We start from the raw sequence: 11,397 nt of genomic DNA on the forward strand, positions 1-11,397 counted from the left end.
CCTAGCGAAAGCGGTACACCACGTCCACGCCGTAGGTGCGCGGCCGCCCGTAGGTGTCACCGGCAAAGCCCAGGGAACCGAAGTCGATGCCCCATTCCCGGTACTCCTCGTCAGTCGCGTTTTTCACCCACCCGGACACCGCCAGGCTGCCCTCGGAGCCCATGCCGATTTCCTTCAGGCTGACCCGGGCGTTAACCAGGGTGCGGTCGTCGGCGCTGTCGTACTGGTTCTGGAAGGGGTGGAAGGTAAAACCGTCGGTGTAGACCACATCCAGCCGCGCCGACAGGGTACCGAAGCTGAAGGGGTCGAACTCATACTGCAGGCCCAGGTTGCCGCTGTTTTCCGGGGCCCGGGTCACCGTGGTGACGTCGGCGATGTCCTCCTCCATGTCGGTCGCCGGATTGCGCGCCAGGTACTCGTCAAACTCCGCATCCAGGTAGCCGTAGGTCAGCTCCAGCAACAGCCCCCGGGTCAGCAGCGCGGTCAATTCGAGCTCCAGGCCCTGGAAGGTCGCCTCGCCGGCGTTGACCACGCGGCTCGAAGCGCCCCCGGACCCCGCCTCGAACTGGGTTACCTGGATGTCCTGGTAATCGTTGTAGAACAGGGCGGCATTGAAGCGCAGGCGGCTGTCGAGCCAATCGGACTTCAAACCCAGCTCCCAGGAGAACAGCTCCTCTTCATCCACCGGGTTTTCCCAGGCGCTGATGGTGGACGCTCGCGAGTTGAAGGCGCCGCTGTTGTAGCCCGTGGAATAGGTGGCGTAGACGTTGGCGCTGTCGGTCACCGCGTAGTTCACGGTGAACAGGTAGCTGATGTTGTCCCAGGTGTCGGAATTGGTGAGCCGCTCGTCGAAGGAGCTCTGGCCGATGTTCTCGTTGAACAGGAAGGCGCTGCGGTCATCCTCCGTGTAGCGGATACCGGCGGTAATATCCAGGTCGTCGGTCAACGCATAGGTCGCCTGACCGTAGGCCGCCCAGGACTCCGTGGTCTGGCCGTAGATGAAATCCACCTGGCCGTTCAGGTTGGGGTCGGCCCCCGGTGCGCCAAATGGCAGTGGCAGGCGCTGGCTACCCTGGCAGAACAGGCTCCCGTCCGGCAGCGGATTACAGAAACCGGCCCCGGTGTAAACGCCGTCAAGTCCGGAGCCCAGCAGGAACTGGATCGGCAGGGAAAAGGTCTGGGGGTTGCTCTGGTAGATTTCCTCCTCGTACTGGTAGTAACCCAGAGTGTACTGCAGGCGATCGTTGAAGGCGTCGCCAATCAGCTGCAGCTCGTGGGTCTGCAGGTCGACCCAGCCCTCGTCGATGGTGGCGTGGAATCCCGGCGAGGGGATTTCCATGCCGCCGCCATAGAACAGATCCGGGGCGGTGAGCGCGCCGCCATCCAGGTCGGTGGCGTCGTAGCCGGAGTTCGTTTCCCGGTCACCGTAGATATACTTCAGCATGAACGGCCCCAGCTCCCAGCCCACGGTCAGGGTCTGGCCCTCCACATCCAGCCATTCAGTGGACACCGCGTCTAGCGTGTAGTCCTCCCGGCGCTCGTCGGGGTCCCCCACCAGCGCGGCCATCTGCTGGTACAGCTGCCCACCCAGCAGGGAGAAGGGAACCGGCGAGGTGGTGAAGCCGTCGAACAGGCTGTCCTTGACCTTGGTGACCTGGAAGGGAGTAGGCACCCCTTCATTGTTGGTGCGGTCGTAGACGTAATCGATGGTCAGGCTGTCGGTGGGTTCCAGGCGCAGGGCGATGCGATAGGCCTCGTTGTCCTCGGAGGCGAGTTCACGCTCGCCGCCCGGGAAGTCGTTCTCCGCCCAGCCATCGTAGTCCAGCAGCATCCCCGAAACCTTCGCCGACAGCATGCCGAACAACTGCGGGGTATCCACCGACAGCGCGGTACGCTGGTAGCCGTCGTTGCCCAGGTTGGCCTCGGCCTTGAGCCCGAACTCCCCGGTCGGCTTGACCGTGGTCACGTTCAGCGCACCACCGGTGCTGTTGCGACCGAACAGCGTACCCTGGGGGCCGCGCAGCACTTCCACGCTCTCCAGGTCGACAATGTCGAACACCGCCCCCACGGTTTTGCTCATGTATACCCCGTCCAGGTAGAAGCTGGTCTTGGGGTCCGCCATCAGCGAGGTTTCGCCGTTGCCGACCCCGCGGATATAGATCGACATGTTGGAGTTGGACGAGGGCTGTTTCTGGATATTGGTGTTGGGCGCCAGACCGCTGATATCCGAGACGTCGTAGATGCCGAGGTCGGCGATCTTCTCGCTGTTGAAGGCGGTCACCGCGATCGGCGTGTCCTGCAACATGGTCTGTCGCCGCTGGGCGGTGACGATGACCTCCTCGAGAACAAGCTCCTGGCCGAGAGCGGCCGGGCTGGGCGGCAACGCGGCCAGCGCCAGCAGCGCGGCGGCGAAGGGCGTGCGGGTAAAACGGCTAGTGTGTGACATAGTTCTGCTCCAATGCTGTTATTTTCTGGGGTATTGAAACGTACTGCGTCGGGTTTCCCGTTGTCGTATTGGTATTTACACCTTGCTAGTGCTCCGCTTTGAAGCCCGCGGCGCGGGCATCCCAGGTGGCCGGGGTGATACCGCGCTCCCGCAACCTGAATTTCTGTACCTTGTTGGTCGGCGTGTAGGGCAGCGCGGCCACAAATTCAATATAACGCGGCACGAAGAAATACGGCGCGTTGTCATTGATATAGCGCGCCAGGGAAGCCGCCGCCACTGTCTCGCCCGGTTTCAGGATCACATCGAGCTTGAGCTCGCTCTCGCTGTCCAGTTCCTCGCTGGGCACGCCATAGGCCGCGCAATCGGATACCGCCGGGTGCCCGCGCACCGCCATCTCCACTTCGAAGGTGGAAATATTGCGCCCCTTGTAGCGCACCGCGTCTTTCTTGCGATCACAGAAGTAGTAAAAGCCCCGCTCGTCGCGTCGCGCCAAATCGCCGGTGCGGTACCAGTCGCCGCTGTAGGCCGCCGCGGTCGCATCCGGATCGTCGAAATAGCCGTTGAAAATAACGTGCGGTTCCCGGGGGCGCACCCACAGTTCACCGGGCTCGCCCACCGGGACGTCCTCGCCCGACTCGCCCACCAGGCGCGCCTCCAGGGAGTCCGCCGGTGTGCCGCAACTGCCCGCGGGCACCTCCGGGGCGGCACAGCCGTCCTGGTTGATCAGGGTGAAGGCCTCGCTCTGACCCAGGCCCTGCGGCATCAGCTCGACAGCGAACCGTTCGCTGAAGGGGCCCGCCAGCTCCGCCGGCATGGGTACCGCCATCAGCTTGCGCAGGCAGTGGTCGGCATCGTCGGGACGGCGCGGGGCGTTCCACAGGAACATGTGCATCGCGCCCAGGGTGAAACCCTGGGTGGCGCGATAGAAGTCCACCCGCTGCCAGAAGGTGCTCACCGAGAAGGCCGGATCCAGGGCCAGGGGCAGCCCCGAGAGCATGGCGCGAAACACCGAGGTCACCCAGGCGGCGGAGTTGTACAGGGGCAGGACCGAAAACACCACGTCGCCCTCCTGAACCCCGAACTGCCGGTTGGCGGCCGCCACCGCGTTGAACCAGACGTTGTGGCTTTGCATCACGCCCTTGGAACGGCCGGTGGTGCCGGAAGTCCACAACACCGCACAGGTATCGCCGCCGGTGAAAGCCTTCAAGTCCGGTTCCGGCGCGCCGTTCTCGAACAGCTGATCCAGGGCTTCACAGCCGGCGAGCGCCTGCTGGGCGCCGAGACAGGCAATGGGCAACGCGCCCAGCACGGGGCGCACTTCCGCGATACGCGGCGCGTGCCGGGCGTCGGTCACCAGCAGGCTCGGGCGGCTGCGTGCCAGACTATCGCTCAGCCACTCGCCCTTGTAGTCGCTGTTGATCGGCACCCACACCGCGCCGAGCTTGTTCGCCGCCAGCGCGAGGAAGATCACCTCGGGGGCGGAGTCCATGTAAAACGCCACCCGCTGGCCCGGACCCAGGCCGCGCCGGGCCAGCCCCGCGGCGAGCGCGTTGACCCGCTGGTTGGCATCGGCATAGCTGTACTGCTCGGTATCGAACAACAGAAACGGGGCGTCGCCCCGCGCCCGCGCCTGGTCGCGCAGGGCGCGCCCCAGGTGACGTTCCGCTAGCGAGTCATAGTGCAGCAGGTGCATGGTTACGCCGCCCCCAATATCAGGCCGCTGGTCGGCACGCCGGTGCCCGCGGTCACCAGCACATGCTCCAGGCCGGCGACCTGGTTCACCGCCTCGCCGCGCACCTGGCGCACCGCTTCCGCCACGCCGTTCAGGCCGTGGATATAGGCCTCCCCCAACTGCCCGCCGTGGGGATTCACCGGCAGTTTGCCGCCGCGCATATGGTGCCCTTCGCGCAGGAACTCGCAGGCCGCGCCGCGCTCGCAAAAGCCGAATTCCTCCAGCTGCGGCAGCACGAAGGGCGTGAAGTGGTCATACAGTATCGCCGCCTGGATATCCGCGGGAGCCAGGCCCGACATGCGGTAGAGGTTGTCGGCAACCACACCCATCTCGGGCAGGCCAGTCAGGCTCCGGCGGTAGAAGGAAGTCATCATGCGCTGCTGGTCCGCGGCGCCCTGGGACGCGCCCCGCACCAGCGCCGGCGGCTGCTTGAGGTCGCGCGCCCGCTCGGCGGAGGTCACCACCAGGGCCACCGCGCCGTCGCTCTCCTGGCAGCAATCCAGCAGGCGCAGGGGTTCGGCGATCCAGCGGGAGTCCCGGTGCTCCTCCAGGGTAATGGGCTGCCGATGGAACCAGGCCCGGGGGTTGGTGGCGGCAAAGTCCCGGCCGCCCACGGCCACCCGGCCGAAGTCCTCGTCGGTGGCGTCGGTCTCGTGCAGGTAGCGCTGGGCGAACATGGCGATCCAGGCCGCGGGCGTCATCAGGCCCTGGGGGAAATACCAGCCGAAATCCACGGTCTCGAAGGCATTGGGGTCCTCGGTGAGTAGCCCCCCCTGGCCGAAGCGGAAGCCGGAGCGCTCGTTCATCGCCCGGTACACCACCACCACGTCGGCGACACCGGTGGCCACCGCCATCGCCGCGTGCATCACCGGCGCGCAGGCCGCGCCGCCGCCGTAGTGGGCGCGGGAGAAAAAGCGCAGGCTGCGCCCGCCGATCAACCGGTGCAGCTCGATCTCGGGATTGTTGTCCATGGTGTAGGTGGCCATGCCGTCCACGTCCGCCGGGTCGACCCCGGCGTCCGCTAGAGCCTGCAAAATGGCCTCGACACCCAGCTGGATTTCGGTGCGCCCCGAGTGCTTGGAAAATTCGGTGGCCCCGATGCCGACGATGGCCGCCCGGTCGCGCAGCAGCTTGTCGCCCGTCGCGCCGCTCACGCCCTCGCTCCCGGGAGCGTCAGCTCCACGCTGCCGGTGACGTGATAGCCGAGGCTGTTCTTGCCCTTGACCTCCAGGGTCACCCGGCCCGAGGTCTCGTCGACCGCGGTCACCTCCCCGCGAAAGGTCATGGTGTCGCCGGGATAGTTGGGCGCGCCGAGTTTGATCGCCACCTTGTTCAAGCGCGCCCGGGGTCCGCCCCAGTCGGTGGCGTAGCGCCCCACCAGGCCGTTGGTGGCGAGGATGTTCATGAAAATATCCGGCGAGCCCAGCGCCTGGGCACCCGCCTTGTCGTGATGCACGTTCTGGTAGTCGCGCGAGGCGATCGCCGCGCCGACGATCAGGCGCGCGGTGACCGGGATGGCAAGCTCTGGCAATTGATCGCCCACGCGCAGGGCATTGAGATTCACTCCGCTCACTTGCGCCCCCCGCTGCCCGCGTGCGCCGCCAGGTGGTCGCCCATCGCGCCCGCGCTGTGGGCGGCGCCGCCCTGACTGAACTCGAGCTGCTTGGCCCACAGGAAATAGCGGTGGATGGGGTACTCGACATCGGCGCCGATACCGCCGTGCAGGTGCTGGGCGGTATGCCCCACCCGGTGACCGGCCTGGGCCGCCCACCACAGCGCGGTGGCGGCTTCGAGCGTGGCGTCCAGCCCCGCGTGCAGTCGCCACATGGCGCTCTCCGCCGTCGCGCGCAGGGCTTCGATATCAATGTAGCCGTCGGCGGCGCGCTGGGACACCGCCTGGAAGCGGGCCAGCGGCTGGCCGAACTGGGAGCGTTCCACGGTAAATGCCGCGGTGCGCGCCAGCGCCTCCTCCACCACCCCCAGCTGTAACATGGCGGTGGCCACCTGCAGGCGCTGACGGAAGCGGTTTGCGGCGTCGCCGTCACCCACAACGCGGGCCCGAGCGGCGACCGCCAGGGTGCAAGCCGGCAGGCCGTTGGTCATGCGTTGGTCCCGCAGCTCGATGCCCGGCTGGCCCAGGTCGATCGCCACCAGCTTCCCCCCCGCCACGGCCACCACCTGGCTGGCGCCGCGGGCAAAGGGCACCGGCTTGAGTTCGCCGCGGACCCGCGCGCCCCGCAGCTGCAGCCCCGGATCGGCCGCGGCGCCAAACCAACCGCGGCCGGCGACAAAGTGCGCCACCGCCTCGCGGTGGCCGGCGTCGTCCAGGGCCATGGCCGCCACCGCCGCGGGCAGCAGCGGCAAGGGCGCCAGCACGGCGCCCAGCTCCTTCAGCACCAGGCAGGTGGCGATGAAGCCGAGGCCCGAGCCGCCGCTGGCCTCGCTGAGCCCCGCGCCCAGCAGGCCGGTTTCCGCCAGGATACCCCAAAGCTCGCCGTCCACCTCGCCCGACTGGCGCGCGTGGTAGTCGTCGCCGACATGATCGCGAAATACCCGGCGCGCCAGCTCCGCGAGCTGGCGGTGATCATCGCTGTAGGCAAAGTCCATCAGTCGCCCCCCAGCACGCGGAACCGGTGCAGGCGAAAGCCCGGCTCCACCTCGCTGAATTCCAGCTGTACCGGCATGCCAATGCGCACATCGCGCCGCGACACGCCCACCAGGTTGCTGACCAGCCGGGTGCCCTCCTCCAGCTCCACCAGGGCTATCAGATTGGGGTAATCGAAGGGCGGTATCTCCGGGTAGTGCATGGTCACAAAGCTGTAGAGCACGCCGCGCCCGCTGGCGCGAATGTGATCCCAGTCGAGGGACTGGCACTCGGGACAGGCCGGAGCCGGCGGATGGCGCAGCGTTTGGCAGCCCTGGCAACGCTGGATACGCAGCTCGCCGGCATCGACACCCTCCCAGAAAAACGCGGTGTCGCGGTTGCGCACCGGCCGCATGCGCGTGACCGCGGCGGGCCTGGACGGACCACCCTCCCCGGATGGAGCGGCACCGGGGCGCTCGTGGGGCGCGAACTTGAACACCCGAAAGCGCATCGTTGCCACCGCCTCGTCGCGCTGGTTGAAGTAGGTGGACAGCTCGGTCACAAAAAAACCCACGCCGAGCGCCGTGCGCTTCTGCTCGGAGATCGATTCGATGGTCGAGCGGTAATACAGCCTATCGCCCTCGCCCGGGTACCGCAGGTACTCCTGCTCGCAGTTCACCGCGACCACCGCCTTGTAGCCCATGTTTTCCAGGGCCGTGAGTACCTCGAAGGGATCTCTCGCGTCGGAGCCCGGCGGGCGCTGTTCGCGGATGCCGCGCATGGTCCAGGCCTGCAGCATGGTGGGTGGCGCGACAATGCCGTCGAAACCCGCTTCCCGGGCCGCCGCGTCGTCCCGGTAGATGGGATTGTCGTCCCCCATGGCCTCGCACCAGTGGCGTATCATGGGCCGGTTGACGGGGTCCCAGCTGGTGTAGGGCCCGCGGTCTCCGCCGAGGTAGGCCGACAGGTCGATGTGCGCCTCCACCTTGCTCACTCGCGCGTAATCTCCAGTATCCGGCTCGCGTAACGCAGCTGCCCGGCGGGCGGATTGCGCGCGAACAGGCCGCGGTACAGCAGCGCCGCCAACCACTCCGCCATTTCCGCCTGGGACAATTCCACCGCGCGCAGCCGCGGATCGCGATCGATGTAGTACTCGCTCATCAGCTCCTTGCCGACGCCCCCGAGGCCGTGCACCAGCAATTCCACTTCCGCCTTGTTCAGGGAGCACTTGGGAAACACGTAGGGGAACACATCGATCAACAGGTGCAGGCGGCGGTCGAAGGAGCGCTTCCAGCGCTCGCGGAAATCCGGGTCGTCGGCGGAAAACTGGGCGATGCAGCGCATGATGCCCGGGTGTTCGGCGTGCACGCGCACGCAAATTTCGTAGTGGGCCCGCAGGCGGTTGAACCAGTCGCCCTTGCTGACATCGCGCTCGATGGCCTCCACCGCCTCGAACCCGGCGATGTGCTCGTCCAGCAGCTCGTCCACCAGCTCGCGCAGGTCCTTGAAGTAGTGGTAGAACAGGCCAGCGGCCACGCCCGCCTCGTCGGTGACGTCCTTGACCCGCATCTGGTGAAAACCCACCCGGTCGAGGACGCGGGTCGCGGCCTCTTTCAGCCGCCGGCGGGCCGCTTCGCCGCGGGCGCTGCGCCGGCCGGCGCCCCGGGCCGGGTCGTGCACGGAAGGTTTGCTCGCGGGCTTCATACACTCAACTGCCACGGTTTCTTATGGCTCCCGATTATTATTGAACTTAAATTCAATTTCAACAATAATCCGGCCCACCAGCGCCACTCGGGCAAACCGCATGTACCTGGAACACACAAGCGAACAGCTGGCCTTGCGACGGGAGCTGCGCGACTACTTCGGCCAGCTGATGACGCCGGAGCTGATCGCCGCCACCCGCGGCAACGAGGGCGGCGAGGCCTATAAGTCGGTGATTCGGCAAATCGGCCGGGACGGCTGGCTGACCCTGGGCTGGCCCCGGGAGTACGGCGGCCAGGGCCGGGGACCGATGGACCAGATGATCCTGTTCGAGGAGGCGCAGCTGGCCTGCGCCCCCCTGCCCTTCGTCACCATCAATACCGTCGGACCGGCGATCATTGCCCACGGCGACGAGACCCACAAAACCCATTTCCTGCCGCGGATCGCCGCCGGCGAACTGCACTTCGCCATCGGTTACACCGAACCCCAGGCCGGGACGGACCTGGCGTCGCTACAGACCAGCGCGGTGCGCGAGGGCGACGACTGGGTCATCAACGGCACCAAGGTATTCACCTCCGGCGCCGAGGCCGCGGACTACATCTGGCTGGCGGCGCGCACCGATCCCGGCGCCGGGCACGCCGGCATCACCGTGTTCATGGTGGACACCGGGCAGCACGGCTTCAGCTATGCGCCGATCCACACCGTGGGCGAGGTGCGCACCAATATCACCTACTACGACAACGTGCGCTGCCCCCACGACATGATCTGCGGCGAGCTCCACCAGGGTTGGAAGCTGATCACCTCCCAGCTCAACCACGAGCGGGTCGGGCTGGCGGCCATCGGGGTCTACGCCTGGGGCCTGTATGAACAGGTACTGGCCTGGGCCCGGGACGGCGCCGCGGACGGCCAGCGCCCCATCGATCACCCCGTGGTTCGCGCGCTGCTGGGACAGGCCTACGCGCGACTGGAGGCCATGCGCCTGATGACCTGGCGCATGGTCTGGCGCATGGAGCACGCCGAGCCGGATCCGGCCTACGCCTCCGCGATCAAGACCTACAGCACCGAAGCGCTGATCGAGATCTACCGCCTGCTGATGGATGCCCTGGGGCCGGCGAGCGCCCTGCGTCGCGGCAGCGCCGGCGCCCTGTTGCAGGGCGAGCTGGAAGCCGAGTACCGCCGCTGCCAGATCAATACCTTTGGCGGCGGCGTGCTGGAAGTGATGCGCGACCTGGTGGCCCAGTTCGGGCTGGGCATGGGCGGCGGACGGCGCCGCGCGACCGCGGGATAAGCAGCCCCGGAACGCCGCCATGGACCCACGGGTCAGAACTGGTAGGTCGCGCCCACGCTGAACATGGACAGGTCGTCCAGCCCGTCGACGTCGAAGTACTCCCATTCGCCGCGGATGGCGAAGCTGCCCAGCTCGATGGCCGCGCCCAGGCCATAGGCGGCGTCGGTGCCGCTCTCGCTGTCCTTGAAGGATGAGTTGCTGCCGTCGAAGTCGAGGTCGGCGTCGTAGCGAATCACCCCGACCTTGCCGAACAGGTCGATAAATCCCAGCGGCAGGTTGCCCACCGCGAAGGCGCTCCAGCCGTCGGTGGCAATCCGGGTGCGGGTCAGCGGCGTGGTGTCCTTCACCTCGCCAAAATCGACATAGCCGCCCTCCACCGCCAGGAACGACAAGACCTGCCAGCCCGCGAACACCTTGTAGCCGACATCATCGTCGTCGAATTCGAAGTCCTGGTCCTCGATCTTGGTGCCGCCGTCGCCCTGCAGATAGGCATAACCCACACTGCCGCCAACGTAGAAACCGGTGTCCTCGGCCAGCGAGGGGCTCGCCAGCGCGACCCCCGCCAATGCCGCAATTGCCACTGTATATTTCATCCGCGGAACCTCCCGACGGTTCGCAAGCCGTGTGCAGTAAAAACTAGCAGATTATCGGTATCCTGCCCGCCCTACCGGCGTTACTTTTACCCAGATTCACTGCGCAGGATGTCACGGATATTTCCCGGCCAGGCGGTGGCAACCGTCACACGAGGGTGCGTGGCGCCGACCTGCCAACCGGCGGCTCGACCCCGCGCGCTCAGGGCCAGCGTCCGCGACAGGGCTTGTCGCGCCACTCCCGCGGGTCGACCCGGTAGTAATCCATGAAGGCCCGGAACAGACGCGGGTGCCTGTCGGCCAGGTCGTGGGGGCACTCGTAGAACAGCTCGGTCACCACCGCGAAGAACTCCGCCGGGTTGGTGGCGCCGTAGGGGTCGATCAGGGTGTGCCGGCCGCTCTCCAGATCGCGGTGCAGTTGTTCGTACTCCTCGGAGAGCACGTCGGACCAATCGGCGTAGTCGCGGCGCTCGTACAGTAGCGGCGCGCCATCGGCGCTGCCGTCTTCCTGGTCGAGCTGATGGGCGAACTCATGCAAAACCACGTTAAAACCGTCGTCCGGACGCGCGATGCCCTTGCGCACGCTGTCCCAGGCCAGCACCACCCGACCGTTGCTCCAGGAATGGCCGAGCAGGTCGCCCTCGGGGGTGGACACCACACCGAACTCATCCCGCTCCGGCCGGCGACTGCGAAAAGCCCCGGGAAACAGGTATACCCACTGCACCGGGCGATACAGAGTACTGGGACGGTTCAGCACCAGCAGGCAGGCCAGCGCGGCCACTTGCACACGCATGTCATCGTCGACTTCCAGACCCTCACAACCCACGAAGCGCTTGTGATAGAGAAAGGCCTTGATTTTGTCCCGCAGCTCCGCGCGCAGCGCCTCCGGCAGTCCATCGCATAGCGGCACCCGCGACAGGGCATCATTCCAGTCGTCCGGGAACGGCCGCGCCATATAGCGGCGATAGCGCCGGCGGGGCAGGTAGCCCCAGATCAGCGCCGCGCCAGCCGCACCGGCCGCCACCAGTACCAACCACTCAATTACCCCCACTTACC

Annotated in this window: 10 protein-coding genes; 1 reads left to right on the forward strand and 9 read right to left on the reverse strand. The window is 66.8% G+C overall.

Translation table 11 applies throughout. The features are described 5' to 3' along the window. Nucleotide 1 precedes the first annotated feature (1 nt). From JYP50_RS09515 to JYP50_RS09545, 7 genes are all read right to left on the reverse strand, one after another. On the reverse strand, nucleotides 2–2,446 hold the full coding sequence (locus tag JYP50_RS09515; protein ID WP_206560273.1) for a TonB-dependent receptor: 2,445 nt from the start codon (nucleotides 2,444–2,446) through the stop codon (nucleotides 2–4). A gap of 85 nt (nucleotides 2,447–2,531) precedes the next feature. Next, nucleotides 2,532–4,139, reverse strand: a complete 1,608-nt coding sequence (locus JYP50_RS09520) for an AMP-binding protein (RefSeq protein WP_206560274.1) — start codon at nucleotides 4,137–4,139, stop codon at nucleotides 2,532–2,534. A gap of 2 nt (nucleotides 4,140–4,141) precedes the next feature. Further along, a complete protein-coding gene (locus JYP50_RS09525; RefSeq protein WP_347136757.1) occupies nucleotides 4,142–5,332 on the reverse strand; it encodes a lipid-transfer protein in 1,191 nt (396 codons plus the stop codon). Further along, the gene (locus JYP50_RS09530) at nucleotides 5,329–5,751 is read right to left on the reverse strand and encodes a MaoC family dehydratase (RefSeq protein ID WP_347136758.1); all 423 of its coding nucleotides are present in this window, start codon (nucleotides 5,749–5,751) and stop codon (nucleotides 5,329–5,331) included. The genes JYP50_RS09525 and JYP50_RS09530 overlap by 4 nt, the downstream gene beginning before the upstream one ends. Further along, nucleotides 5,748–6,785, reverse strand: coding sequence for an acyl-CoA dehydrogenase family protein (locus JYP50_RS09535; protein ID WP_206560275.1), 1,038 nt, complete (start codon nucleotides 6,783–6,785; stop codon nucleotides 5,748–5,750). Before JYP50_RS09535 ends, JYP50_RS09530 begins: the two co-directional genes overlap by 4 nt. Further along, entirely contained in the window at nucleotides 6,785–7,756 is a 972-nt protein-coding gene (locus JYP50_RS09540; protein WP_206560276.1) for an FAS1-like dehydratase domain-containing protein, read from the reverse strand. Before JYP50_RS09540 ends, JYP50_RS09535 begins: the two co-directional genes overlap by 1 nt. Beyond that, nucleotides 7,753–8,481, reverse strand: coding sequence for a TetR family transcriptional regulator (locus JYP50_RS09545; RefSeq protein ID WP_206560277.1), 729 nt, complete (start codon nucleotides 8,479–8,481; stop codon nucleotides 7,753–7,755). Before JYP50_RS09545 ends, JYP50_RS09540 begins: the two co-directional genes overlap by 4 nt. A gap of 85 nt (nucleotides 8,482–8,566) precedes the next feature. On the opposite strand from JYP50_RS09545, the gene JYP50_RS09550 reads away from it, so the two are divergent. Further along, nucleotides 8,567–9,751: an acyl-CoA dehydrogenase family protein gene (locus tag JYP50_RS09550; protein ID WP_206560278.1), complete on the forward strand. Its 1,185-nt coding sequence runs from the start codon at nucleotides 8,567–8,569 to the stop codon at nucleotides 9,749–9,751. A gap of 32 nt (nucleotides 9,752–9,783) precedes the next feature. Here JYP50_RS09550 and JYP50_RS09555 read toward each other — a convergent pair whose 3' ends face one another. Together JYP50_RS09555 and JYP50_RS09560 are read right to left on the reverse strand one after the other, a co-directional pair. Continuing rightward, complete coding sequence (locus JYP50_RS09555; RefSeq protein ID WP_206560279.1) at nucleotides 9,784–10,344, reverse strand: outer membrane beta-barrel protein; 561 nt, start codon at nucleotides 10,342–10,344, stop codon at nucleotides 9,784–9,786. A 199-nt stretch (nucleotides 10,345–10,543) separates the two neighbouring features. After that, entirely contained in the window at nucleotides 10,544–11,392 is an 849-nt protein-coding gene (locus JYP50_RS09560; protein WP_206560280.1) for a zinc-dependent peptidase, read from the reverse strand. Between the last annotated feature and the right edge of the window lie 5 nt (nucleotides 11,393–11,397).

Source organism: Parahaliea mediterranea (genome assembly GCF_017255185.1).
Taxonomy (GTDB): Bacteria; Pseudomonadota; Gammaproteobacteria; order Pseudomonadales; family Halieaceae; genus JAFKCZ01.

Excerpts from the sequence above, each read along its gene's own strand:
- JYP50_RS09550 (WP_206560278.1), top strand. The coding sequence starts at position 8,567 with ATGTACCTGGAACACACAAGCGAACAGCTGGCCTTGCGACGGGAGCTG.
- JYP50_RS09515 (WP_206560273.1), bottom strand. The coding sequence starts at position 2,446 with ATGTCACACACTAGCCGTTTTACCCGCACGCCCTTCGCCGCCGCGCTG.
- JYP50_RS09520 (WP_206560274.1), bottom strand. The coding sequence starts at position 4,139 with ATGCACCTGCTGCACTATGACTCGCTAGCGGAACGTCACCTGGGGCGC.
- JYP50_RS09535 (WP_206560275.1), bottom strand. The coding sequence starts at position 6,785 with ATGGACTTTGCCTACAGCGATGATCACCGCCAGCTCGCGGAGCTGGCG.
- JYP50_RS09555 (WP_206560279.1), bottom strand. The coding sequence starts at position 10,344 with ATGAAATATACAGTGGCAATTGCGGCATTGGCGGGGGTCGCGCTGGCG.